Raw genomic sequence first — 23,619 nt, 5'->3', positions numbered from 1 at the left:
GTCCGTGATGCTGGGCGCACCCCACGTTCTCCGGACCTTGCGGAAGGCAGGAAACGATGTACGCGTCGATGTGGTTGACCCGGTTGCGACACAGTCTCTTGCCCGGGCGTGACACCGTGGCCCGGCCGTCGGACCGGATCCAGGCGGCCGTGCTGCTCGTCGTGGTTCTGGCGTCGCTGCTCGCCGGCGTGGGTGCGGTCCTACTCGGAATCGGCATTCACTCGGCGGAAGCGGCCGAGTCCCGTGACCAGATCGCCTCGCGCTACGAGGCGACGGCGGTTCTGCTGGCCGACGGACCGGCGCCCGGCACCGTTGGCCGCAGCGGCACCCTGGGCGAATCCGGTCCAGCCAAGGCCTTTTGGCTGACACGTGACGGGCAGCGGCACACCGGCGAGGTGGACGCTGCGGCCGGAACGGTCGCCGGCAACGAGATTCCGGTCTGGCTCGACGGCACAGGCAGGCCAGTCGACCGCCCGCTCACCCCGATTTCGGCGGCCGTCGACGCGGTGGTCGTCGCGACCGGGCTTTGGGTGGGCGTGGTGTTCGTCCTCGCCCTGGCCTACCGCGGCCTCGTCTTCGCACTCGACCGGTTCCGCCTCGCCCGCTGGCAGCGGGAGTGGTTCGCCCGCCAGCCCGGCCGCACCCGGCGGGATGACCAAAGTCCCGCCGGCTCGTGACCGTCGGCCACAGCGGCGCATCCACCGATCCGCGACCGTCGACACGGTCACAAAATCACCCGTCGCAATGGGAGCGAACATGAAGGCTGCAGTCGTCACGGATTTCTCGTCCGCGCTCGAGCTGCGCGAGGTACCGGCCCCGGAGCCCGGCCCGCGGCAGATCCTGGTCCGATTGGAGACCTGCGGGATCTGCCACACCGACATCCACGCCGCTCACGGGGACTGGCCGGTGAAGCCGACGCTGCCCCTGATTCCGGGCCACGAAGGCGTCGGCATCATCGAACGCGTCGGTGCCGGCGTGCCGGAGACCCGGATCGGGCAGCGGGTCGCGCTGCCGTGGCTCGGCTCGGCCTGTGGTGAGTGCGGGTTCTGCGTCTCCGGCTGGGAAACGCTGTGCGAGGCGCAGCAGAACACCGGCTATTCGATCGACGGCGGCTACGCCGAGTACGCCGTCGCGAACGCCCACTACGCGGTCCCGGTGCCCGAAGGTGTCCCGCCGATCGAGGCGTCCCCGCTGACGTGCGCGGGCGTGACGACCTACAAGGCCGTCAAGGTCGGTGACGTCCGCCCGGCGGACCGCGTCGCGATCTTCGGCGTCGGCGGCCTCGGTCACCTCGCCATCCAGTACGCGCGCATCGCGGGCGGCTTCGTCACGGCAGTCGACATCGAGCCCGGAAAGCTCGACCTCGCCCGCGAGCTCGGTGCGGACCGCGTGGTCGACGCGAGCGACGGCGACCCGGCCGAAGCCATCCAGGCCCAGGGTGGGGCGGACGTGGCGATCGTGCTGGCCGCAGCGCCGAGCGCGTTCGAGCAGGCACTGCGTTCCCTCCGCCGCGGCGGCCGCCTGGTCTGCGTCGGCATCCCGGCGGGCGGCGTGCTTCCGGTCCCGATCTTCGAGGCGGTGATCAAGGGCGTCTCGGTGATCGGTTCGATCGTCGGTACCCGGAAGGATCTGGCCGAGGTGTTCGCCCTGCACGCGGCGGGCCGGACGACCGTGACGGCCGAGGCGCGCAAGCTGGAGGACGTCAACGACGCGTTTGAGGAGGTGCTGGCCAATCGCGTCCCGGCGCGCCTGGTGATCGAGTTCTGAGATCCAGACTGGCGGTCCCGTGTCCCGCAAGCAGGGGTCACGCACTTGTACCTGCGGGCTGGTGCTTCGCCGGTAGGCCGGCCGTCGGCCCGCAGGACATCCATAACCAGGTACCGCAGCCGCCGGCAGACCCGCTGCGTCTGGACGGCAAGACCCTACGTAGGGCTGTCGCCCCTGACGGCGGCCAGGTGCAACTGCCGGCCGCGGTGGCGGTCGCGCCGAACCGGCCCGTGACCTGCTGGAACCCTCGATATCGAGGGCAGCACAGTCACTGCGGACGCGTTGCACAAGGTCTTGGCCACCGCCGAGCTCATCCACTCCTGTGGCGGCCAGTTCGTGTTCCCGGTCAAGGAGAATCGGCGTGCGCTGTTCGACGCCTCCGACGCCCTTCCTGGCAACGCCCCCGATCGCTGGCAGCCGCACCGACACGGCCACGGACGGTTCGCCCGGCACACGATCCGGGTCCTACCCCGCACCGCCCGACCTGCCATTCGCGCGCGTCAACGTTTGTCTGCGTGCCCGAGCGAAGCGGCGTTCATGAGCTCCGGTGGGTCAACCACAGATTGGCGGCGTTGCGGAGTGCGAGCTTCCACGGCTGCGGGTCGTCGGCGGCGATGGTGGTCCAGAGGCGAGCGTTGACGGCGACGAAGGTGTCGAGGCCGTTTCGCGGGGCGCGGCTCCAGGCAGGAAGCGTTCGGGCCCAGGTTTCTGCGGCGGTGGGGGTGTGGCCTTCGGCGATGAGCCAGAGTGCGGCGCAGGCAGTGTCGATCCAGGGTGCGCCGAGGGTGGGCCAGGCCCAGTCCACCAGCCAGGCTTGGCCGACGCTGATGAGGATGTTGTTGGGGTTGAGGTCGGTGTGCAGCAGGTGCTCGCCGGAGAGCAGGGCCAGGTCGGCGTCGTCGGCCAGGCCGGTCCACCGTTGTTCGATCCGGGGCAGGGGCAGCGTTGGTGGTTCGAGTTCGCGCAGCCGGGCGAGGGTGCGTGCCAGGCCGGCGAGGTCGGGGGAGGTGGGGGAGAGGTCTGCGGTGTGGCCGGGGAGGTGGTCGAATCCGAGCAGGTCCCAGCCGGCGGTGTTCAGGTGCCAGCGCAGCCGGGGAGCGATCCCGGCGATGTGGGGTGCGATGGCGGCTTCGCGGTGCTGGCCGCGGACACCGGGGTGGTCCTCCGGCATGCCTTTGATGAATACAGCGGCGTCGGCGGTGTGCAGCACGGCGGCGAACGCGGAGTTCAACCCACTGCTTACCGGCTCAACGTGACGGATCTCGCCGATTTCGGCCTCGACCGCGGCGCGGACTGCCGGAGGGAGGGTGACGCGGTCGCGGGTGCCCATGGACGCCGCTGTGCTGCCGAGCTGGTTCACGCGGCCACCGCGCAGGTGAAGCCGAGGGTGGTCAGCCCTTCGGAGCAGAACAGCGATTCCGACGGCCCGCCGGCGGCGGCCTGCAGCAGCTGGTAGTGCGCGCCGTGCCAGGCGCCCCAGGCCATGGCAGCCCGCCACAGGGCGCGGCCGTGCCCGCGGCCGCGGTGCCCGGGAGCGACCCCGAAGTACTGCGGCAGCAGGACCGCTGCCCCATCTCGATCGGGCATCACGGCGAGCGGACCGATCGCTCCGAGCACCACGCCGTCGTCGACGGCGGCGAAGATCGGCCCGTCGACGCGGCCTTCACGCCAGCGCCGGCACAAAAACCCGAGCCCGGTTTCCGGTACCTGCTGGGCCAGCTGGACGAACGTGTCCTGGGTGGACGGAGGGCAGGCGTCGAGTTCGCGGATTCGTTCGGCAGCGCCGGATCTGTCCTCCTGGGCGAACGTCTTGATTAGGGCCCGTGTTCCTGTGGCGGTGTCGGTCGGAGGTGGCTCGGGGGTGAACCAGATGACGCGGCCGGTCGCCGCGCCGTAGCCGGCGCACCATCGGTGTGTCGCCGCGCGCAGAGCTGTGGTGTCGGGCTCGGCGGGGCCGTAGACGTGGATTTTGATCATGCCGGTTCCGCGGTGGTTGAGCGTGGGAATGATCGTCAGGTCAGGGCGGTGAACGATTTCGCCGACCAAGACGGTCTCGGACTTCGTTGCCGACCAGCGGCGCTCCTTGTCGAACGGCAGCATCTGCCCGGTGCGCGCGGCGGCGACGACCTCCTCGAAGATCTCCGGCCCGAGCGTGTCCGGGTGTACCAGCCCCAGGGTGGGGACGACGGGCACCTGCAGGACGCGGCGCAACCAGCTGGGCCGGAATCGCATTCCGGCACGCTACCTGCCGCCAGCAGGCCGCTCGGTGACCCCCCGGTAGGAGACACGCCGGAGGTCACCGAGCGGGTGGACGCGCGGCTAGTACGGGTTGTCGTCGCCGGCGTTGCAGCTGCACTTCGACGACTCGACGAGATCGTCCAGGTGCTCGACGAACTCGATCTCGACCGGGCCAGTCGGCGCGGTGAGCGGCACGGGGACGGTGGCGCCGCTCGGCTCGCGCCGTTCGAGCGGGACGAGGACAGCGGTCATGATTTCCTCCTTTCGGGTGATCAGTGCTGGCAGTAGCTGCTCAGCGGGGCTTTGGCTTTCCGGTAGAGCGTGACCAGCGGCATGCAGGTGCCGCAGCTGCCCTGCAGCTGGCAGCCGGTGCAGCCGCCTTGGCGCAGCAGCAGCCGGTCCGCGATCCCGCCCAGCTGCGCCAGCCCGGCCAGGCCTTCCTCCAGGAGCGGGATCTGGGGGTCGCGGCCGACCTTGCAGATGCTGGCCATGCCGTGCGGGTCGACGTGGAAGAACGTGTGCCCGGCGTTGCAGCCGGTGAACGGCTTCCGTTTGCGCAGGTACTCCTGCGACTGCGCCGGGAGGCTCTCTGCGCCGCCGTAGATCGTCGGCGACATGTTCGAGAACACGTGGTGCGGCAGCTCGAAGCGCTCAGCGAGTGCCTTCATCGCGTCCAGCTCGTGGGCGTTGTGCTGGGTGACGATCAGGTTCAGGTTCAGCGGTAGCCCGGCCTCGTGCGCGGCGGCCAGGCCGCGGGAGAACTTCTCGAACGACCCGCGGCGGCGGGTCAGCCCGTCGTAGGCCTCGGCAGTGGCGCCGTAGACGCTGATCGGGAGCCGGTACGGCCGGTACCGGGTCAGCAGCTCGAGGATGTCCGGCTGGGCGAGGCGGGAGCCGTTGGACGAGATCGACAGCATCATCCCCAGCTCGAACGCTCGCTGGTAGACCGCGGTGAACAGCTTGTCGATCAGCGGTTCTCCGCCGGTGAGCTGCAGCCACAGCACGCCCGCGTCCGCGAGCAGCTGCAGCAGCCGTTCCCGATCGCTCCAGGGCAGGCCTTCGAAGCGTTTCAGGCCGAGGTAGCAGTGCTCGCAGTCGTAGTTGCAGCCCAGGTTCAGCTCGTAGGAGGCCCGACCGTAGGCGTGGCCGGATGGCGCGCGCACCAGGACCACGTCGGTGAGTCGGCGGCCGGAAAGATCCAGATCCGGCCAGCGATGGCGGGCCGCGTCGACCAGCCAGCCCGGACACGGACTTCCGCCTTCGGCGGACGACAACTCGGTCCACAACCGCGCCGGCAGCCGGATGCCGGACTCGCTGCCAGGACGCAGGACGAGGTACTCGTCGAGGAAGGGGCTGACGATGAGTTCGAACACGGAGAACTCCTTCTCGCGGTTAGCGGATCGGGTGTCCGGTGAAGCGGCGCTGTTCGACGAAGGCGATCGAGTCGTGAATCTCTTCCTCGTCTGGGACGGGCAGGGCCGCGTTGACCACGACCGTGAGGCTGCGTCGGCGAATGTCGATGAATAGCGGATCGATGTCGGTGTGCTCGCAGAGTTCACGTAGGGCGGTCTGCCATCGTGCGGGGTCGTTGTCCGGGCCGAGGTGTTCCCAGGGCGTGACGATCCACTTTCCGCGCTGGAGTGCCGCGGTGATGTGTTCCGGGTCGGATGTCCAGCGCGGGGCGGTCATGGCGGGAACCGGGCCCGGAGCTGCGGGCCGAGGACGATCATCACGACGCCCGGGCGCGAACCGCGGACATCCAGGCGTCGATCGTTGAGCCGTGATCGGAAGCGTGTCGTAGGAGAGCCCTTGCCGCCTGGTGGTAGCTGGTTCGCAGTGATGTGCTGGTCAGGTATGCGGTGCAGTGGTCATGCTGGAGAGCGATGGCTATCGGTGTCGTTTCGCTTGCGAAGACCGTGAACGCATCAGTCGGATGCCGGGGCGCCGGTGTCGAGGGGATGATCCGGATGGAGACGTCCCTGCGTTTGCTCACTTCGCGGATGAAGTCGATCTGCTGATCCGCGTGACCAGACTCCTCGCTGAGCATGCGCAAAGCCTGGTCGCCGAGGAGGAAAACATACTGACGCTCGCCTTGGTTCGCCGGGAGCCGGCGGCATCGCCGGTGAAACAGCTCTTGGTCCAGTTTCGTCGTCGGCGTCACGTCGCCGTGTACTGTCGCTTCGAGCCACCTGTGTGTCCGGAGAAAGTCGGGAATGCGGAACGGCGCCCACTCCAGGATGGAAGTCGACAGCTGTTCGTAGATCGCCCACAGGTCGGCGACCGGTGACGTGGACTGGTCGATGTAGTTCTTGACGTCGACGTGCTCGGCGACGTTCATCAGCTGTTCGTACTCGGTGGCTTTGACCTGAAGGCAGCCGAGGATGCGCGAGACGGTCGTCGGCTTGGCTCGCCTCCCGTTCACTTCCATGCCGGACAACTTCGACGGGTTGATTTCCAGCCGCCGGGCCAGTTCGCGCAGACCGATACCCTGGCGGTCTCGGACCTCGCGCAGGCCGTTGCTGATCGTAAGTGATGCCGGTGTGCGAATTTCGTGCGCTGTCATGGTTTTTCCTTGTTGAGTTGCCGGTCCAGGTCATGCGGCCGTCGGTACCGCGGTTGTAGCGGGCTCGTAGCTCCGTTCGCGGGTTCGCGGAAGGTGACGCAAGCCGTGGAGGACGCGGCTGAGGAGGACGTAATACGGTTCCTCGGCCATGGCCAGGTCGGCCGCAGTGGGCCATCGCGGGGTGGCCGTCACCGGAGAGCCGACGCGGCTGACTTCCACAGGTGACGTGTTGTCCAATGTCCTGTACCTCCTTGAAGCCTTCGAGGTCGAAGTCGAGTGGGTGTCCACCGACTCGGTCGGGTGATTGCGTAGACCGGTTTGTCGCGGTGTCCGAAACCAGAAAACCGCAGATCAGACGACCAAACCACCCAGTTCTACCGTGATCTTGACGGGCAGGATGTCCCTGTTCAACCGGGACGTTCTGGGAGACACTTCAGGTTGGGTACGGTGCGCAGCACCCAGGAGAAGGGGCCTGTACGAGATGCCATCCGCGACGCGCAGCCTGCGGCAGGAGCAGCGGCAATTGGCTGCCGAGCTTCGGGCCCAGTCAAAGACCTGGGTCGAGATCGCGCAAGTGTTCGCCGGGCGTTACCACGTCAACATGCGTGTGGCGCTGCGGCTTGTCCGCGATTGGAGCCAGCGGGACGTTGCCGAGCACTGGAACAAGCGATGGCCCGACGAACCGAAGACGTTCAAGAACTTCTCGTACTGGGAGTTGTGGCCGGCGGATACCGGGCATGCGCCTTCCCTTGGGGTGCTTCAAAAGATGGCTGAGCTCTACGAGTGCAGCGTTGCCGATCTGGTGGCAGACGCTGCCGATTTCCGCGCTGCAGACGACGCGCAGCGGGTACGGCAGCAGCTCGTTGAACTCAAGCCGACGGACGAGGACGGGTTTCAGGAACTCGTGGCTCGGCTTGACGGTATCGACGTGCGGGAGCTGGCGCAGATGGCCTCGACATGGTCTCAATCCGGTGGAAACGCGGTCAGCCGGAGGTCTGTGCTGCTGAAGGTGAGCGCGGCGCTTTCGCTGGCGTCAGCGGGATGGGCGTTGACGACCGATGCTGCGGGGGCCGATTCGCTGCCCGGTGGCACCGAGGCAGAGACCGACCTGTCCGGGATTTGGCACAGCCAATACAAGTACCCCAGTTCCGGCCGTCGCAAGGTATTCACCGGGGAGCACTACGTTGTGCTGCGTGCGCACGGCGGCCGGCTGGCCGGGCAGAGTTTGCCCCATTCGACCGGCTCGCGCCTGCGGCTGGAGTTGAGCAGGGACATGGCGGTCGCCACCGGCACGTGGCGTGAAGAAACATCACCGACCGGCTACTACAAAGGAGCCTCGTACCACGGCACACTGCAGATGGTGATCGACCCGGCGGGGCGCCGGATGAGCGGGATGTGGCTCGGGTTCGGGCGGGACTTCGCCATCAACAGCGGCGAATGGCGTCTGGAGCGGTGTGAGACTGACGTCTCGCCGGCCACCCAGCAGGCGTACCACGGCAAGGCGTAGTCCTTAGCTCAGCACCGCGATGATCCTGGTACCTGGCGGGAAGTCGCCTGCTTCGGTTCGGGCGAAGATCCCGTACATCATCTTCGCCTCGTAGACCCAGTCGAGGGTGACGCCGTGGCGTTCGGTGAAGTCGATGACGAAGTCGTCGAGCACGGTGTTGCGTTTCGCGTAGCCGCCGAAGTGGAAGTCGAGGTCGACTGCCCAGTTCGTGGTAGCCGTTCCGTATGCCTCCTGTTGAAGTCGGCGGACCTCTTCTTCCAGGAACCTCGCGCCTTTGAGGACTGCGAAGCCGAGCGCTCGTTCTGGACCGGACATGCCGGAGGCGATGCCGGCGAGCGTGCCGCCGGTCCCGGTGGCGCAGCAGATGACGTCGAATTCCGTGGTGATCTCGTCGACGAGTTCGGCGGTGCCGCGTACGGCCAGGCCGTTGCTGCCGCCTTCGGGCAAGACGTAGCAGGGGCCGAACTGCCGGGCGAGGTCCGCAAGTACATCGGGCTCGGTCTTGCGACGATACGTCGTCCGGTCCAGGTACGTCAGAGTCATGCCGCATTCGGCAGCGTGGGCAAGGGAGTCGTTGAGTGGCTCGTGCTCTTCACCTCGGATGATGCCGACCGTGTCAAAGCCCCATAGCCGCCCGGCCGCGGCTGTCGCTCGGATGTGGTTCGAGTACGCGCCACCGAAGGTCAGAAGCCTGGTGTAGCCCTGCTCCTGGGCAGCCTGGAGGTTGTAGCGAAGCTTGCGCCACTTGTTGCCGGGTATCTCCGGGTCGATGAGATCGTCTCGCTTGAGCTGGAGGTGGACGCCGTGGCGTTCGAGCCGCTCGTCCGGTAGCTCGTGCAGCGGCGACGGCAAGCGAGGGAGGCCGGTCGTTCCGCCGTCGCTCGAGCTCACGCTCGTCAGCTTAGGGCTTCGGGAGGCTCGGGAACGTTCATCGAACGCATGTTCTATGACTCTGATAGGTTCGTCGGAGCCGAGATCGGGATCGCTGAGCCGGGAGGTTGCCGTGGCGTGGTTGCTGAGGGAACGGGCGAGCGGCCGGGAGTGGCGCTTCGGCGACAGCGACCTCGCCTGGGAAGCCGGTGGCTACGACACGGCACGGTTCGAGCTGCACGTTCTCGACGAGGACGTCAGCGGAGCGCCCGACGGCTCGCCCTTGGCCTCGGCCTGTAAGGGCTGACGCGGAGGCGGACCCGCGGTCTGATCCCTACGATGATCATCTCTGGGTCTTACGATCGTGGGGTGGGTGCCGGATGCTGCGTCTGGCTGTCGGGCTGGCGGTGGGCTTGGTGCTGACGCCCGTGGTCATCCTTCTCGTGCGCCGGGCTGCGGACACGAGGCTGCCGCGTTGGGCCGTAGTCGTGGCCGCTGTAGCTGTCCCGGCTGCCGGAGCCGCGGTGGCGGCGTGGGTGCCGGCCACCATCGCCTTCGGAGCGGCCTTCGTGGCGTTGGGTATTCCCGCGGCCGTCGTCGATGCTGTCGAGCACCGCATCCCGGACCGCTTCAGCCTGCCGCTCGGCGGAGCCGCCGTCGTCACCACCCTCGCGGCCGCGATCGTCGGCAACGACCTCGGCAGCGGCTTGCGAGCCGTCGCCGGCGGCGCGGCCTGGAGCGCCGCGTTGCTGCTGTCCTACCTAGTCACCGGTCAGCCAGGACCGGGCGACGTCAAGCTCGCTCCGAGCGTCGGCATCCTGCTCGGCTGGTTCGGTTGGCCGTGGGTCCTGGGCGGCTTACTCGCGACGTACGTGTTCACCGCGGTGGCGGGATTGGTCGGCGTGCTGCTTCGCAGGTACTCGTTCCGGGAGGGGCAGGTGCCTATGGGGCCGTCCATGATCGCGGTCGCCTTCGCCTGCGGCACGCTTGCCGCGATCTCAGGCTGAGCGGCGGCCGTTCTCCGCATCCGGGCTTCGGCGGTGTCGCGCCTGGTCGACGATGTCCGTGTGCCGGCTGACCCAGTCGGCCAGTGGCTGCATTGCTTCGAGCGCTTCCCGGGTTGCCGGCGCCAGCGAGTAGACGACCGACGGTGGAAAGACGCCCGCTTCCTGGTTGCGGACGATCAGGCGGTCGGCTGTCATCGTCTTCAGCGTGCGCGTCAGGACGCTGGCGTGGAGCACGCGCGGGCGTCCCGACCAGTTGTTCGCGGCCGCGGCATCGTTGAGCGAGCCGACCATGTCGAGCAGCTCGGTGTAATGCTTCGGACCGCTCTTCAACGCCAGCAGGATCGCTGTCATCCAGTCGCCGCCGAAGAGCTGCTTCGCGTCGTGCAGCTTGCGCAGGCGCTCGGCGTCCTCGGCGGTGATCGCCTGTGTGCTCGGTCGAGTCATCGTTCCCTCCCCGGTTCGATCACCCCAGGCAGTTGATCTTAAGTTTCCGCAGGTCGTGTCTCAACTATCGGACGGGTGTTCACCTGATCGGGTCTTAATCTGAGTTAAGAGGCCTGTTCGGCGGTAGTTTCGAGGGGAGCTGAGGAGGGGTGATGGCCGAACGCGGACGTGACTTCGCGGACAAGCTGAACCACCTGTTCGCCGTCACGAAATCGCCGGAAGGCGACGAGTACAGCAACGACTTCGCCGCGGACTCGATCACGGTCGCCGGCACGAAGATCTCCGGCACGTACATCTGGCAGTTGCGCAAGCGCAAGCGGGACAACCCGACGATCAAGCACGTCGAGGGGCTGGCCAAGTTCTTCGGGGTGCCGGTCAACTACTTCTTCGACGACGACGTGACCGACCGCGTCGACCAGCAGCTGCGCGACCTGGCCGCGGAACAGGAACGCCTCAAGGCGAACGTCGGTGACCAGGAAGCACAGCGGATCGCGATGCGAGCCGGCGAGCTGACTCCGGATCGCCGTCAGCTAGTCATGGACCTGCTCGACGTGGTCTACCGCGATCAGCAGGCAGCGCGAGAGCGAGGGGAGCAGTGAACGAGCGGCTGCTGCGCCGCCGGTGCCGGCGGCTGCTGAAGGAGCTGGACATCCGGCCTCCGCTGGACGTCGTCGAGCTGTGCCGGCGCGTCGGCGAACGTCGCGGCAAGCCGATTCGCCTGCTCGCCCACTCGATTCCGGTGCCCGGCCCGTTCGGCGTGTGGATCAGCACCCGCCCGGCGGACTACATCCTGTACCAGCGGGAAACCAGCCGACCGCACCAGAACCACATCATCCTGCACGAGCTCGGCCACCTGCTGGCCGGCCACGAAAGCGATCCGTGCGACGACGAACTCCTCGCCGGGCTCTACCCGGACATGTCGCCGGACAGCCTGCGCCAGCGGTACCCGGATCTCGAGCCGGACGCCGTTCGCCGGGCTCTGCGGCGCACCTCCTACGACACCGACCAGGAGCGCGAGGCCGAGACAACAGCGACGATCATCCTGGAGTGGGCATCGGTCCTCGACCAGGTCGGTGCCCGCGGAAGATCGGGCGATGCCGCCCAGGAGATGGGAGCCGCGCTCGAAGGCCGCTTGGGGTGGCTGTGACACCTCTGGTCCTTGCGTACGGGATCACGTCGGCCGCCTTGCTGCTGTGGCTGGCCGGGAGACTCGCGCGGAACCCGCGGAACGCCGCCCTGCGCGCCGTGACGGCGTTCGTGGCGTGCCTGGCCGTGGCGTTCCCGTTCGGTGCCGCGGCTAACAAGGGGGCCTACGTGCTGGGCCTGCCGCCGATGATCGCGCGGCTGATTCAGCACGGTCTTCTGCTGGTCGGCGTGTACAGCCTCGTGTGCTTCTTCCTTTTCTCGGCGCGGGAGCGCGCGGTCGCGCGGCGACGCGCCGGTTGGTACGCCGGCCTGCTGCTGGCCGCCGAGATCGTGCTTCTCGTCGCCGCGCTGGTGACGTCGGCGTCGGCGCGGACCAACGACCAGTCGGTGCCGAGCGTGGCGGTCTTCTTCATCGCGGCCGACGTCTTCATGGCGCTCGGCTTCGCCGCAGCGGCGGTCTGGGCTTGGCGGTACGCCCGCGAGGCGGGCGGCAGGCTCGGCCGGGGACTGCGGATCGCGGCCGTCGGCCTGGTCGCGATCGTGCTGGCGAACTGTGTCTTCGTGCCCGCGATCGTGTTGGGCTTGCTTTACCGCGTCGGGGTTGCTGATCGCGGCGGATCCGCCGGGACGGTGGCGGGCGCGATCGCCGTCACGGTCCTGTTGATGCCGGGTGTTCTGCTGTTCCTGGCCGGAGTCAGCTATCCCGCCGTGATGACCCGGGTGGGTGCGGTGCGGGTCTGGTGGCGGCATCGCCGCGGGTATCGGCAGCTGGCACCACTGTGGACGGTGCTGCACGCGGAGTTTCCGGATGACGCGCTGGACCGGGTGCCGGCCGCGCCGTGGCGTGATGCGCTGCGTCTGCGTGGGACGCACCGTCGGTACTACCGCCGGGTCGTCGAATGCCGCGACGGCCTGGTGCGGATCAGCCCGTACCTGGCCCAGACCGACAGCGCCGACGGCCTGCCTAGCCGTCTGCGGCAGGCGCTCGCCGCGCACGCGGCCGGTGAGCCTGTTCCGGCGAAGGCGGTCCCGGTCGCGCTGCCGGAAGGCGACGGGCTCGACGCTGACGTCCGCGAGCTGGTGCAACTGGCCCGGGGCCTGGAGACGAAGGGAGCAGGATGACCAAGGCGCTGATCATCGGCGGAGGCATCGCGGGTCCGGTCACGGCCATGGCCCTGCAGAAGGCGGGCATCGACTCCGTCGTCTACGAGGCTTACGAGACGGGCGCGGACGACGTCGGCGCGTTCATGACGATCATGAACAACGGCTTCGACGCCCTGCACGCGATCGACGCCGACAAGCCAGTGCTGCAGGCGTCCTTCCCAGCCGATCGCGCGTTCTTCTGGAGCGGCTCGGGCAAGAAGCTCGGCGAAGCACCCATCGGCGGCGGCACCGCCGGGGCGTACGGGCCGCACACCATCAAACGGGCCGAGCTGTACCGGGTGCTGCACGAGGAAGCCACCCGGCGCGGGGTCCAGATCGCGCACGGCGAGCGCCTCGACGACGTCGACACCAACCTCGACCACGGCATAGCGGCGATCTTCGCAGACGGCTCCCGCCGCGAAGGCGACCTGCTGATCGGTGCCGACGGCATCCACTCGGCCACCCGAATCCTCATCGACCCGGAGGCGCCCGAGCCGCGCTACACCGGAACGGTCGTGCTGTGCGGCTATGCCCGGCAAGCGCCGGTCGACCCGCTGCCCGGGGTGTATCGGATGATCTACGGCAAGCGTGTCTTCTTCGCCTACACCACCGCGCCGGACGGCGAGACCTGGTGGTTCGTCAACCTGCCGCGCCCGGAACTGTCCAAGGCCGAACTCGCGTCGACCTCGCTCGAGGAGTGGAAACGGCAGGCGACGACGCTGCTTCGGCGAGATCGGTCGCCGGCGGCGGCGATCGTCGAGGCGTCGGAGCAGATCCGCGCGAGCAACGGCTACGACATCGCATCCACGCCGAGGTGGCACGCCGACCGAATGATCGTCATCGGCGACGCCGCCCATGCTGCGGCGCCGAACGCCGGGCATGGCGCGTCGATGGCCATGGAGGACGCCGTCGTCCTAGCCAAGTGCCTGCGCGACCTACGGGAACCGGCGGCGGCGTTCCGGGCCTACGAGCAGCAGCGCCGGGAGCGAGTCGAGCGTTTGGTGGCGACCAGCGCGAGGATGGGCGGCACGGCCACACCCGGACCGATCAAGCGGCTCATCCGCGACATGGCGATCTCCAAGCGGCTCAAGGGCGGCCCGCGCAACACGGCGGCGTGGCTGACTCAGTACCACATCGATTGGGATACGGAGATCACGGACGGCCAGTAGACCTCCTCGTGCGAGCGGCAAATTCTCCAGCCAAGCATCCTGTCATTCCTGTGACCCCTGGGGATCGCGCCGGAGTCCAGGCGTTCGGTTGCAGCTGTGGCCGTCGGTGCCCACATCGAGCGCGGCGGACGCATCTTGGAGCGCCTTCACGATGCTCTCCAGGTCTCGTTGGCGCTGACCTGCGTTGGCCGGCATCGTTACCACGACGCGGTGGGTGAGTGGTTCGCCGGACTCGTCCACGGTGACGGGTACCCACGCGAAGTCCGCGGCCGGGCTGCCCCCGAACGCCTTGTCGGACATGAACGGCTGAGCTATGTCTTCGGGCGCCACGACGGTTCCGTGTCCCTCGTAAGCGAAGATTGTCAGCACTTTGGTGCCATAAGCTTCCAGCTCTATGTGCTTCCGGCTCCTCAGCTCCGCCGGAATATGTGCTTCGATTTCACCGTCGAGAAGCACCCTTGACCGTGTATCAGCCGGTGGGACGAGCAGCTTGTGCTCGCGGACGAGCCGAGCCAGCGGCAGATGCTCGGGGGCATTCCGGCGGGGGACCATCGCGACGAGCCGGGTGCGGTAAAGCGGGCGCGTCGCGAGCCCTTTCCCCGTGGTCGGAAGGCCGATGACCAGGTCGAGCGCCCCATGCGCCAACGGAGCAAGCACGTGCTGTTCGAAACCGACTCGGGAGCGGTGGTGCTCCGCGAGGACTTCCAGGCGCAGGAGTATGTCGGTTGTCCGTGTCAGTTCTTTCATTGCCTTCGCGACGATGTGGGCGTGCTGCGGCAGGAACGCCACTGTGCACTCCTTGCGCCCCACCCGTGCCAGGCCGCTGGCGCGTTCCAGAAGCTCCTTGGCGCGGCGGACTATTTCCTCGCCGTGCGGCGTGATCGGCATCGAGCCGTTGGTGCGGACGACCAGGTGGCCGCCACCGAGGTCCTGCTCCAGCTCGCGAATGTGGTTCTTCACGCTGGACTCGCTTCGCTTGATCGCGCCCGCGGTGTCCGCCACGGAGCCGGCGTGGTCGTGGAGAGCCACCAAAGTGGCCAGTCTGTCCAGGGTGACTCGGTCCGGAATCTTGTACTTGAGTTCTGTCATGTCCTTCGGAGTCGTTCGAGGCGTCAGAATGTTTCGCGATGTCGGCAACTTTTCGGACACTGCCGGCTTTGGCAAGATTTCGCACACTGGCACGGCTGGGAGGATTCTTGAAATCTGCACCGTTGGGCAGCTATTCATATACTGGGCGAGAGGTCAGAAGAAAGATCCCAAGAACGCCTGCTCGGAGCTTGGGCTGCGGCTACAGTCGAGGGCAACCTTGAAATTGCGGTGCGGCCATCCCGTCTCGATGGCCGCACCCGCAGGCCACCCCGGTGCTCGCCGGAGCGGCCTCGACACGCCGCCCGTGGAGGGAGCAGCACATGTCGAAGCTTCATCGTACGATCGAAACGAGTCCCTGGGAATCGGCCCTTTGGGGTCTGATGGGTCTCAACGTCACCGTGACCGGCAGCGGGCACGTCATCCGGACCGTCATGATGCCCACAATGCACGCTTGGCCGGTGGTGGGCGCGGGCTGGCTCGCGCTGGCGGCGGTCGGTGTCCCGCAGTCGTGGCTGGCCTATTGCCTGGTGACGCTCGCCGGTCTTCTCTTGACGGAGTACACCGATGCGCGCGCGAGACTCAAGGAATCAGATGTAACCAGAACGTCGCAGTGGCGTGAAGTCGGAACGTGGGTGAGTCTCGCCGCGAGCGTCGGCTACCACGCGTATCAAGTGCTCGGGGTCCACGATCTTGCCGCTGTGAAGCCGCTGGGATGCTCCTCTGGCCTCCTGGTTTTGTGGTTTGTCAAGTACGTGGCTCACCACGTTCAGCGGGCGCTTCGACTGTTCGCGGAGATCTGCGCCAAACTGGACACCATCCAGGATGGCACCACTGACCCGGACCCGGACCCCGAACCGCTCGTTCGCGGCCAGGAGATCGCAGTGGTCGTCCGCCTGGACGATCGGCGGGCCAGGAAGCATCGGAAGCCACATGGGCGGCATCGCAAGGCTGCCTGACCGTGAGGCGGCAGCTCGATCGCCAACCCAAGCGCCCCAGTACCCACTGGGGCGCTTTCCGTTTGTCCGGCTGGGCAACCGTGGCGGGTTCGACGTGATCGAGTGAATTCAGTCAGGTTGTTCATACGTACTTCAAAGTCCGCTTCATGCGCCGTTTGCAGTGCGTGGGACCTCCGCCTGTAGACCGGATTCAGTGCAGAACAACAACTGATCTGGAGGTCCAATGTCAAATTCGAATAATCTCCACTGGGCAAGCCGGGGCATCGCCGTCGGGTCGGTTGTGATCGCCATGCTCGGCGCCGTACTGGCGCCGGCCGCGGATGCTGCTGTGCGCCACGATCTGAAGGATCCGTGCGGATACCAAGGCTGGGGCCAGTACCGGCATTGCGACGGCGGCACGGGGTCGACGATCATGCTCGACGTGCAAGACATCTGGGGCAACATCTACCGCTACTGCGTCGGGCCGGGCGTGACTGACCTCCAGCCGGTCATCAGATGGCGCGTCACCGGAGCCTGGTGGAACGGCGGCGTGGGCTGTTCGCCCGGCTACTACGGGCCGGCGTGAAACACACATTCGAGTGAACAGAACTGCGACGGCTCAAGTCGTCGCGCTTGCCCGGTTTGATGAACCTGATCAACGCTCATCAGGAAGGTTGAACAATGGTGCAAAGCTGGTTCTCGGTTGCGGCGCTCATTCTCGTGTCGGCGGGTTTGGCGAGTTGTGCGGGAAACCCACCGGAGACGGCGCCGCACGCATCGCCTTCCGCGGTGTCGTTGCCGCCGGGTTCGAAGACCGCCCGGCCCGAGGATGAAGCCGCCCAAGCCGCGTTGGCCGCCTACGAGCTCTACTGGCAGATCAGCGAGCAGGCCGGGCACGCGCCCCGCCAGAAGGACTGGCGGCCCGAGCTGGCGAAGGCCATGGCCGACCCGGCCTTGACCGACTACGTGAACGAGGTCGCCAACCTCGCCTCCGTCCCGGCGCACACCGTCGGCCGGTACGGGCGCGCCCCGAAGGTGACGTCGGTGTCCCTCGGCCAGCCGCCGCGGGTGGTCGTCACCGACTGCCTCGACGCCACCGACGAGCACCTCGTGAGCGACAAGGCCGGCGAGTCCGGCCGGAATCTCGACAATCCCGACCAGCCGCGGCGGTACGAGTTCGAAGCGCAGATCGTCCGCTACCCGAACCCCGACCGCTGGCTGGTGCAGCAAGTCCAACCACGCCTGGAGAAACCATGTTGAAAGGAAGCTGCCTCCTGGCCGCCGGCCTGGTCGTCGCCACCTTGCCTACGGCGGCGCACGGCCAGACCGGCCCCGGAGGATGCAAGTCGGCCGGCACCCGCGGGATGTGCTGGGTCGAGGCCACCGACCCCGGACGCCCGGGCAGCCCGGCCGGCGGTGTCCCGCAGCGCGGGAACGGTCCGGGCCAGCGGGCCGGCGGCCACACCGCGGGAAGGCCGCAGTTCGCCTGCGTCGACCAGCCGTGGACACCGCCGCCCGCCGGCGACCCGCTGTGGGGTGGCCACTCGCCGTCCCAAGGCTCGTTGAAGCTGCTGATCTGCCAGGGCGGGGGAGCCCTGCAGGGCTGGCCGCGGGTCGTCTTCGCGCCGAACGGACAACCCGTCGTCGTTCCCCAGGTGTCGCCCGCCGAGCTGGCCGAACAGGCCATCTCGGAGATGGGGTTGTCGGCTCCGGACATCCGGCTCGCGCCCCCGGCGGACTCCCCGCGCGGTGCGACGATCGGCTTCCCGGTCTGGATGTGGACCGCCCGCCGCGAAGCCACCGTCGGCCCGATCACGCGGACCGCGAGCGCCGGCTCGATCACCGTGACCGCCACGGCGACCTTGGCCAAGATCGACTGGTCCATGGGCGATGGAGCAACCGCCACCTGCGCCGGGCCGGGCACCGAGTTCAGCGATGATCGGGCTGGGCAGCCGTCGCCGACCTGCGGTCACGTCTATCGCGGCCTCGTCGCCGGGGGAGTGGCCGGGATCAACGCGACGAGCCGCTGGGAGATCCGCTGGTCCGGCGGCGGCCAGAGCGCGTTCCGGACGATGGCGCTGACCTCGTCGGCCAGCCTGCCCGTCCGCGAGATCCGCACGCTGAACACCAGGAGCGTGCGATGACCACCCGGGTGCAGCAGTTGCGTGGAGTGCCCGACACCCCGCCGCCGGCGCCGGTTCCGCTCCGGCCGCCGCGCCGTCGCCGGTCGAAGCTGCTCGTGCTGTTCGGCGTGGTGCTGTCCGCGCTCTCGGCCGCCGGTGTGGTCTGGGCTTTCCGCGCGACCGATGACGCGGTCGCCGCGGTCGGCGTAGCCCGTCCGGTCCGGTACGGCGAGACCATCTCCGCCGAGGCGTTGCGTGAAGTCCGAGTCCGGCCTGATCCCGGAGTTCGGCCGTTGCCTTGGGAGCGGCGGTTCGACGTCGTCGGCCGGACGTCACCGACCGATCTGCAGCCGGGCGAGATCGTGACGCCCGACGCGGTGTCGGACGCGGCCACGGTGCCGGCTGTCGGCCAGCAGCTGATCGGCGTCCCGGTCAAGCCGGGGCAGCTGCCCGCGGCGCCGTTGCAACCCCGCCAGCCGATCCTGCTCGTCCCTGCCGGCGCCGAGGCGTGGCCGCCCGTCCGCGGCGCGGTGATCAGCGTGAGCGAACGTGACGCCACCTCGACGCAGGTGGTGGACGTGGTCGTACCGGAGGCAAGCGGCGTTCAGCTGGCCTCTCGAGCCTCAGCCGGCGGTGTCGCGATCGTCGTGCTGCCGAAGGGCCGGTGATCGACGTGCTGATCTCCTTCGTCTCGGTCAACGGCAGCCCGGGAGTCTCGACGGCTGCGCTGGCGCTGACCTGGGCCTGGCCGCGCCATGCGGTGGTCGCCGAGTGCGACCCGGCCGGCGGGCGTGCGCTCGGTGTTTTCGACCCGGACGGCAACCACGGCCGGACTGGCGTCTTCGAGCTGATGCTGCAGGCGCGGAACATGCCGCTACACCGGGCGATGTCCAGCCAGCTGCTCGTCCTCCCGGACGGCACCGGCCGCCGCCACCTGCTGGCAGGCGTGAGTTCCCCGCGGGAGGCCGACAGCCTCGATTGGCGGCGGCTGACCTCGCTGTTCCTGGACCTGGAAACGGTCGACGTCCTGGCCGACTGCGGCCGGTTCCGCAGCCGCGCCACACCAGCCGCAGTGCTGTCCGAGGCCGACCTCGTCGTGGCGGTCGTGCGCAACTGCCGCGGCTCGCTACAGACTTTCGCGAAGGCCGTGGACGTCGTCCGCGAGGAGCACGGCGTCTTCGACCACGAAGGGCTCGTGGTCCTGATCGCCGACCCGGACCCGCGGATCCATCAGCGCTTCCCGCACGGCGAGATCGGGAAGGAACTCGGTCTGCACGTCGTCGGAGCGCTGCCCTGGGACCCGCGCACCGCGGCCCAGTTCACCGACCTGCATCGGCCCGGCCGGAAGTTCGAGACGTCGCCCCTGCTGACTCACGCACGACGGGCCGCGGACGAGATCGGCCGCCGCGCGATGGAGCGCATGAGCTGGCTGCGGAAGCCACCGCCGGTGGTGAACGGCCATGTCCGTTGACGTCGCCGCGTTTGCGGGCATCGACGAGGTCGTCGACCGGGTGCAGCAACGGCTGGCCCCGCTCGTGCAGCAGCAGATCGCCGCCGGGGAGGGCGACGAGCGCGCGGTCGCGGAGATCCTGCTCGACGACGTCCTCGCGACGGTGATCAAGGAGTGGGCAGGCTCCGGGCGGCCGTTCCTCGACTTCGAGCAGGAGCAGACGGTCAGGTCGGCCGTGCTGGCCGAGATGTTCGGCCTCGGCCGGCTCGAGGCGCTGCTGGCCGACGACGAGGTCGAGAACATCGACATCATCGGAAGCGACCCGGTCTGGCTGTCCTACCAGGACGGCCGCGTCGGCCGGGCCCCGCGGATCGCCGCGACCGACCAGGCCGTCGTCCAGTGGCTGCAGCGGATCGCTGCCCGGATGGGCCGCACCGAGCACACGATCAACGACGCCCGGCCACTGCTCAACATGGAGCTCCCGGGCGGTGAACGGCTGGCCGCGGCGATCGGCGTCACCGACCGGCCGCACGTCTCGATCCGCCGGCACCGGCTGCCGACCGCGGGCCTGGAAGCGCTGCAGCAGCGAGGCATGCTCTCGACCGCCCAGTTGGCGCTCCTGCGGGCGGCGGTCCGGGCGGAGAAGAACATCGTCATCTGCGGGCGGCAGAAGGCCGGGAAGACGACGCTGCTGCGCGCACTGTGCTGGGAGGTGCCGCCCACCGAGCGTTTCGCGACGCTGGAGACCGAGTTCGAGCTGGGCCTGCACCGTCACCGGGACCGGTTCCCCGCGGTGGTCGCGTTCGAGGAGCGGGAGGGCAACACCGAGCGCTGGGAGAACGGCCGGCCGGTCGGCGGCGTCGATCTTCCGCGGCTGGTGTGGCAGTCGCTGCGGATGCACACCGCGCGCACGGTCGTCGGCGAAGTCCGCGGGGGCGAGATCGTCCCGATGCTCAACGCGCTCGCCGCCGGCGGCGCCGGGTCGCTGTCCACCCTGCACGCGCGCAGCGCCGCGCAGGCCATCCACCGCATGGTCCTGCTCTGCTTGGAGACCAACGCGGCCTGGACGTCCGAGTTCGCCTACGAGGTCGTTGCCAACACCATCGACCTGATCGTCCACGTCGATCTGGTGCACGAGCCCGGTCGTCTCGATCGCCACGTTGCCGAGATCGTTGCTGTCGAGCCGGGGGAGTACGGGCGCCCGGCCAAGACCTTCCTCTTCGTCCCGGCGGAGGGCCGGCGTTCCGAGCCGACAGGGAACCTGCCGACCGACATCGCGGACTACGAGCGCGGCGGCTTCGACCGCAGCTGGCTGACGAGCAGCGGCGACGGCGGCTGGCTGACCGATCGGAGCCCGCGATGACCGAGTTCGTCCTGACCCTGGCCGGCGCAGGTGCCGGCCTGGGTCTCACCCTGGCCGTCCTCGGCATCCACGGCCTGGAGCCGAACGACGTGCCGGCGTTCCGGCGCGGCCGGCGGTTCCTCACCTGGTGGTCGGCTCGGCGACGCAGCTCGGCACGATGGGCGGTGGCTTGCGGTGCGGGTGCGCTGGTCTGGCTGGTCAGCAGCTGGCCGGTCGCCGGTCTTGCCATCGCCGCGGCCGGCGTCTTCCTGCCGTGGCTGTTCGGCGCCGGCAAGGTCGCCACCGAGCGGATCGAGCGGCTGGAAGCGCTCGAGGACTGGCTGCGACGCCTCGCCGACGTCCTGCGCGCGGGCAACGCCGGCCTCGTCGGAGCCCTGCAGAGCTCCGCTCACGACGCGCCGCCCGCGATCAGCACCGAGATCACCACGCTGGGGCAGCGCCTCCGCACCTGGGACGTCGCCGACGCCCTCCTGCAGTTCGCCGACGACCTCGACGACCAGATCGGCGACGCCGCCGCGGCCGGCCTCTGCGTCGCCTACCGGCAAGGCACCGGCACCGCCGAGCTCCTGACCACTCTGGCCAAGCAAATCGCCGCCGACGTCGCGGCACGCCGAGACGCGGAAACAGAGCGGGCCCGGCGGCGGTTCGCCGCCCGGATCCTGCTCGGGCTCTGGGCGGTGATGTTCGTCGGCTTCGCCGCCTTCGGCAGCGACAGCTACACCTCGGTGTACAGCTCGGTCGGCGGACAGCTGGTGCTCGCCGTGGTGCTGGGCATCGTCGGCGCCGCAGTGGTGTGGCTGCGCCGGCTCGGCGTCGAGCCCCCGGCGCCGCGGTTCCTTCCCCGGGAACGGCCATGAGCACCGAAGCGGCCCTGATCGTCTTGGCGATCACGGCGGCGATCGGCGTGACACTGATCGTGGCAGCCTTCGCGCCGACGCGGCCGCGGCTTGCCGACGTGCTGCACGAGACGCCGCAGGGATTGCGCCATGCCCTCATCGCGCGTGCGGATCGGATGAAGCTCGTCGCGAAACCCGCTGATCTGGCGCTGGTCGGGCAGTCCCGGGAGTCCTTTGTGGTCCAGCGGATCGGACTGCTGCTCATCGGTGCCTTGTGGATCCCAGTCTTGACCCTCGTCCTGGCGCTGGTCGGCGCGGCACCGCCGATCGTGCTGACCGGCGCGGCGTCCGTGGGGTGCGCGCTCCTCGGCTGGCAGCTGCCGGTGATCGTGCTGAAGAGCAAGGTCAAGCACGCCCGGGCGGCGTTCGCCGGCGCTCTGGCGGCCTACTGCCGGCTCGTCGCGTTGGGACGCCTGGGAGACCGCGGGCCGGTCGAGGCGTTGCGCTACCCGGCCACGCTCGGCTCAGGCTGGGCGTTTCGGCGGATCAAGCTGGCCATCGACGAAGCCACCCTGCGCGGCCGGATGCCCTGGGACGGCTTCGCCGAGCTGGCCGAGGAAACCGGCGTCCGCGAGCTGAAGGACATCGGGCACATCATCGCCAGCGCCGGCCAGGACGGCGCCGGCATCGTCGACACTCTCCGCGCCAAGGCCGCCGCGCTGGACGAGAAGCAGCTCGCCGACCGCAAGACCGGCTCGTCGGTCCGCTCGGACCGCATGGACATGCCCGTCGCCCTGCTCGGCCTGGCGTTCATCGCCTTCCTCGCGTTCCCCGGCCTCTACCTGATGCTCCACACTTGAGAGGAGAAGATCATGCTCGGCAAGATCACGTTCTGGTGGATTTACATCCAGACTCGCCTGAGCCAGTTCGCCGACGAGGGCGAACGCGGCGACGAGAACATCACCAAGGCCTTCTACGCCGCGCTCGGCATCACGGTCGCGACGCTGATCGGCGCCGGCATCACGGCATTCGTCAACGGCAAACTCCCGCTGATCGGCGGCCACTGATGCTGGCGGGCGAACGCGGCGACGACAACGTCACCGCAGCCATCATCTTCAGCGCCATCCTGCTGATCGCCTGGGCGATCCTCCAGGTCGCTGTCGTACTGGTCGGCCGCGGCGTCGCGCTCGAAGCTGCCCGCGACGGCGTCCACGCGGCCCGGCTCCCACCGGTGGACACCGCGGCCGCCGCCTCGGCAGCGGCCGGCTACGTCACCCGAGCCACGGGCTCATGGCTGAACGAGGTTGCCGCACACGCCGAGACCGACGGACGCAACGTGTCGGTGACGGTCACGGGGGAAGCCGTGTCCCTGGTGCCGTTCGCGCAGTTCCCGATCAGCCAGACCTCGTCCGGCCCGATCGAGGAGCTGCGGCCATGAAGCCGTCCGAGCGGGGCGACATCACCATCGAAGCGGTGGTCGGCGTCGTTGCGCTCTTCCTGATCTTCCAACTGGGCGTGGTCGGTCTGCGGGTGCTCGTGGCCGACGCAGCCATCGACGATGCAGCCCGCGCAGCAAGTCGGGCAGCATCGATAGCCCACGACGGTCAGGCGGCAGCGATCACGGCGGACCGGCGCGCCCGCGAGGTGCTGGTCGAGCAGAGGTTGGCGTGCAGCAGTCTGAGCGTGAACGTGGACGCACGCGACTTCGCCAAGTCACTCGGCGAGACGGGATACGTCATCGCCACGGTGACCTGCGTCGTGGCTCTCGTCGACCTCGTTCCGGGGATCGGCTCGAAGACTCTTCGCTCGGAGTTCCGCTCGCCGATCGATCGGTACGGAGCCAACCACCGTGAGTTCACGAATTCTGAAGGCCGGTTGAGAGGGAACTGACGTGTGTCCGATGTGGATGGCGGTGTGCGAGCGCGTCGGTTGGGGAACTGGCGGTGGTTCAGGGGCTGGCTGGGGGCAG

The 23,619-nt window shown here is 68.7% G+C and carries 30 protein-coding genes; 21 read left to right on the top strand and 9 right to left on the bottom strand.

Going from position 1 to position 23,619, the window contains the following annotated elements; genetic code table 11:
* Positions 1–149: 149 nt before the first annotated feature.
* Entirely contained in the window at positions 150–677 is a 528-nt protein-coding gene (locus I4Q55_RS45150; protein ID WP_206797009.1) for a hypothetical protein, read from the top strand.
* 79 nt (positions 678–756) lie between these two features.
* Entirely contained in the window at positions 757–1,767 is a 1,011-nt protein-coding gene (locus I4Q55_RS45145) for an alcohol dehydrogenase catalytic domain-containing protein (RefSeq protein WP_206797008.1), read from the top strand.
* A 535-nt stretch (positions 1,768–2,302) separates the two neighbouring features.
* On the opposite strand, the gene I4Q55_RS45140 is transcribed toward I4Q55_RS45145, so the two are convergent.
* The 6 genes from I4Q55_RS45140 to I4Q55_RS45115 all read right to left on the bottom strand — a co-directional run bounded on the left by I4Q55_RS45140 (position 2,303) and on the right by I4Q55_RS45115 (position 6,568).
* Positions 2,303–3,127 carry a phosphotransferase gene (locus tag I4Q55_RS45140; protein ID WP_206797007.1) on the bottom strand — a complete coding sequence of 275 codons (825 nt, stop codon included), beginning with the start codon at positions 3,125–3,127 and terminating at the stop codon, positions 2,303–2,305.
* Entirely contained in the window at positions 3,124–3,999 is an 876-nt protein-coding gene (locus tag I4Q55_RS45135) for a GNAT family N-acetyltransferase (protein ID WP_206797006.1), read from the bottom strand. The genes I4Q55_RS45140 and I4Q55_RS45135 overlap by 4 nt, the downstream gene beginning before the upstream one ends.
* An 87-nt stretch (positions 4,000–4,086) precedes the next feature.
* On the bottom strand, positions 4,087–4,257 hold the full coding sequence (locus tag I4Q55_RS45130; RefSeq protein ID WP_206797005.1) for a hypothetical protein: 171 nt from the start codon (positions 4,255–4,257) through the stop codon (positions 4,087–4,089).
* A gap of 20 nt (positions 4,258–4,277) precedes the next feature.
* The gene (locus I4Q55_RS45125; protein ID WP_206797004.1) at positions 4,278–5,378 is read right to left on the bottom strand and encodes a radical SAM protein; all 1,101 of its coding nucleotides are present in this window, start codon (positions 5,376–5,378) and stop codon (positions 4,278–4,280) included.
* 19 nt (positions 5,379–5,397) lie between these two features.
* Complete coding sequence (locus I4Q55_RS45120; protein ID WP_206797003.1) at positions 5,398–5,694, bottom strand: hypothetical protein; 297 nt, start codon at positions 5,692–5,694, stop codon at positions 5,398–5,400.
* Between the two features lie 40 nt (positions 5,695–5,734).
* Positions 5,735–6,568 (bottom strand): Scr1 family TA system antitoxin-like transcriptional regulator, encoded by an 834-nt coding sequence (locus tag I4Q55_RS45115; protein ID WP_206797002.1) that lies wholly within the window; start codon positions 6,566–6,568, stop codon positions 5,735–5,737.
* A gap of 481 nt (positions 6,569–7,049) precedes the next feature.
* Between I4Q55_RS45115 and I4Q55_RS45110 the strand changes: the two genes are divergently transcribed.
* On the top strand, positions 7,050–8,075 hold the full coding sequence (locus I4Q55_RS45110) for a hypothetical protein (protein WP_206797000.1): 1,026 nt from the start codon (positions 7,050–7,052) through the stop codon (positions 8,073–8,075).
* Between the two features lie 3 nt (positions 8,076–8,078).
* On the opposite strand, the gene I4Q55_RS45105 is transcribed toward I4Q55_RS45110, so the two are convergent.
* The gene (locus I4Q55_RS45105) at positions 8,079–8,966 is read right to left on the bottom strand and encodes a 1-aminocyclopropane-1-carboxylate deaminase/D-cysteine desulfhydrase (protein WP_206796999.1); all 888 of its coding nucleotides are present in this window, start codon (positions 8,964–8,966) and stop codon (positions 8,079–8,081) included.
* Positions 8,967–9,078: 112 nt separating this feature from the next.
* Between I4Q55_RS45105 and I4Q55_RS45100 the strand changes: the two genes are divergently transcribed.
* Both I4Q55_RS45100 and I4Q55_RS45095 read left to right on the top strand, forming a co-directional pair.
* A complete protein-coding gene (locus I4Q55_RS45100; RefSeq protein WP_206796998.1) occupies positions 9,079–9,252 on the top strand; it encodes a hypothetical protein in 174 nt (57 codons plus the stop codon).
* Positions 9,253–9,325: 73 nt separating this feature from the next.
* The gene (locus I4Q55_RS45095) at positions 9,326–9,952 is read left to right on the top strand and encodes a prepilin peptidase (RefSeq protein ID WP_206796997.1); all 627 of its coding nucleotides are present in this window, start codon (positions 9,326–9,328) and stop codon (positions 9,950–9,952) included.
* Here the strand turns inward: I4Q55_RS45095 and I4Q55_RS45090 are convergent.
* Positions 9,944–10,396, bottom strand: coding sequence for a helix-turn-helix domain-containing protein (locus I4Q55_RS45090; RefSeq protein WP_206796996.1), 453 nt, complete (start codon positions 10,394–10,396; stop codon positions 9,944–9,946). The genes I4Q55_RS45095 and I4Q55_RS45090 overlap by 9 nt on opposite strands.
* Positions 10,397–10,548: 152 nt before the next feature.
* On the opposite strand from I4Q55_RS45090, the gene I4Q55_RS45085 reads away from it, so the two are divergent.
* The 4 genes from I4Q55_RS45085 to I4Q55_RS45070 are packed head-to-tail and all read left to right on the top strand — an operon-like array spanning position 10,549 to position 13,854.
* Positions 10,549–10,995, top strand: a complete 447-nt coding sequence (locus I4Q55_RS45085) for an XRE family transcriptional regulator (protein ID WP_206796995.1) — start codon at positions 10,549–10,551, stop codon at positions 10,993–10,995.
* Positions 10,992–11,543 (top strand): hypothetical protein, encoded by a 552-nt coding sequence (locus I4Q55_RS45080; protein WP_206796994.1) that lies wholly within the window; start codon positions 10,992–10,994, stop codon positions 11,541–11,543. Before I4Q55_RS45085 ends, I4Q55_RS45080 begins: the two co-directional genes overlap by 4 nt.
* Positions 11,534–12,664, top strand: a complete 1,131-nt coding sequence (locus I4Q55_RS45075) for an MAB_1171c family putative transporter (RefSeq protein ID WP_307793477.1) — start codon at positions 11,534–11,536, stop codon at positions 12,662–12,664. The genes I4Q55_RS45080 and I4Q55_RS45075 overlap by 10 nt, the downstream gene beginning before the upstream one ends.
* Positions 12,661–13,854 (top strand): NAD(P)/FAD-dependent oxidoreductase, encoded by a 1,194-nt coding sequence (locus I4Q55_RS45070; protein ID WP_206796990.1) that lies wholly within the window; start codon positions 12,661–12,663, stop codon positions 13,852–13,854. The genes I4Q55_RS45075 and I4Q55_RS45070 overlap by 4 nt, the downstream gene beginning before the upstream one ends.
* A 42-nt stretch (positions 13,855–13,896) precedes the next feature.
* On the opposite strand, the gene I4Q55_RS45065 is transcribed toward I4Q55_RS45070, so the two are convergent.
* Positions 13,897–14,943 (bottom strand): LysR family transcriptional regulator, encoded by a 1,047-nt coding sequence (locus tag I4Q55_RS45065; RefSeq protein WP_206796988.1) that lies wholly within the window; start codon positions 14,941–14,943, stop codon positions 13,897–13,899.
* Between the two features lie 320 nt (positions 14,944–15,263).
* Here I4Q55_RS45065 and I4Q55_RS45060 point away from each other — a divergent pair, with 320 nt between their 5' ends.
* From I4Q55_RS45060 to I4Q55_RS45005, 12 genes are all read left to right on the top strand, one after another.
* The gene (locus I4Q55_RS45060) at positions 15,264–15,899 is read left to right on the top strand and encodes a hypothetical protein (RefSeq protein WP_206796986.1); all 636 of its coding nucleotides are present in this window, start codon (positions 15,264–15,266) and stop codon (positions 15,897–15,899) included.
* Between the two features lie 289 nt (positions 15,900–16,188).
* Positions 16,189–16,464 (top strand): DUF6355 family natural product biosynthesis protein, encoded by a 276-nt coding sequence (locus I4Q55_RS45055; protein ID WP_242547904.1) that lies wholly within the window; start codon positions 16,189–16,191, stop codon positions 16,462–16,464.
* Positions 16,465–16,667: 203 nt separating this feature from the next.
* Positions 16,668–17,138, top strand: a complete 471-nt coding sequence (locus tag I4Q55_RS45050; RefSeq protein WP_307793476.1) for a hypothetical protein — start codon at positions 16,668–16,670, stop codon at positions 17,136–17,138.
* Positions 17,132–18,022 (top strand): hypothetical protein, encoded by an 891-nt coding sequence (locus I4Q55_RS45045; protein WP_242547898.1) that lies wholly within the window; start codon positions 17,132–17,134, stop codon positions 18,020–18,022. The genes I4Q55_RS45050 and I4Q55_RS45045 overlap by 7 nt, the downstream gene beginning before the upstream one ends.
* The gene (locus I4Q55_RS45040) at positions 18,019–18,669 is read left to right on the top strand and encodes an SAF domain-containing protein (protein ID WP_206796984.1); all 651 of its coding nucleotides are present in this window, start codon (positions 18,019–18,021) and stop codon (positions 18,667–18,669) included. Before I4Q55_RS45045 ends, I4Q55_RS45040 begins: the two co-directional genes overlap by 4 nt.
* Complete coding sequence (locus I4Q55_RS45035; protein WP_206796983.1) at positions 18,666–19,472, top strand: hypothetical protein; 807 nt, start codon at positions 18,666–18,668, stop codon at positions 19,470–19,472. The genes I4Q55_RS45040 and I4Q55_RS45035 overlap by 4 nt, the downstream gene beginning before the upstream one ends.
* On the top strand, positions 19,462–20,814 hold the full coding sequence (locus I4Q55_RS45030; RefSeq protein WP_206796981.1) for a CpaF family protein: 1,353 nt from the start codon (positions 19,462–19,464) through the stop codon (positions 20,812–20,814). The genes I4Q55_RS45035 and I4Q55_RS45030 overlap by 11 nt, the downstream gene beginning before the upstream one ends.
* Entirely contained in the window at positions 20,811–21,671 is an 861-nt protein-coding gene (locus I4Q55_RS45025; RefSeq protein WP_206796980.1) for a type II secretion system F family protein, read from the top strand. Before I4Q55_RS45030 ends, I4Q55_RS45025 begins: the two co-directional genes overlap by 4 nt.
* Positions 21,668–22,510, top strand: a complete 843-nt coding sequence (locus tag I4Q55_RS45020) for a type II secretion system protein (RefSeq protein ID WP_206796979.1) — start codon at positions 21,668–21,670, stop codon at positions 22,508–22,510. The genes I4Q55_RS45025 and I4Q55_RS45020 overlap by 4 nt, the downstream gene beginning before the upstream one ends.
* 12 nt (positions 22,511–22,522) lie before the next feature.
* Complete coding sequence (locus I4Q55_RS45015) at positions 22,523–22,717, top strand: hypothetical protein (RefSeq protein ID WP_206796978.1); 195 nt, start codon at positions 22,523–22,525, stop codon at positions 22,715–22,717.
* On the top strand, positions 22,717–23,088 hold the full coding sequence (locus I4Q55_RS45010; protein ID WP_206796977.1) for a hypothetical protein: 372 nt from the start codon (positions 22,717–22,719) through the stop codon (positions 23,086–23,088). Before I4Q55_RS45015 ends, I4Q55_RS45010 begins: the two co-directional genes overlap by 1 nt.
* Positions 23,085–23,540 carry a hypothetical protein gene (locus tag I4Q55_RS45005; protein WP_206796976.1) on the top strand — a complete coding sequence of 152 codons (456 nt, stop codon included), beginning with the start codon at positions 23,085–23,087 and terminating at the stop codon, positions 23,538–23,540. The genes I4Q55_RS45010 and I4Q55_RS45005 overlap by 4 nt, the downstream gene beginning before the upstream one ends.
* Positions 23,541–23,619: the final 79 nt, after the last annotated feature.

The organism is Amycolatopsis sp. MtRt-6, assembly GCF_017308975.1.
In the GTDB taxonomy this organism is placed as follows: Bacteria; Actinomycetota; Actinomycetes; order Mycobacteriales; family Pseudonocardiaceae; genus Amycolatopsis.
This window is presented reverse-complemented; position numbering and strand designations above follow the sequence as displayed.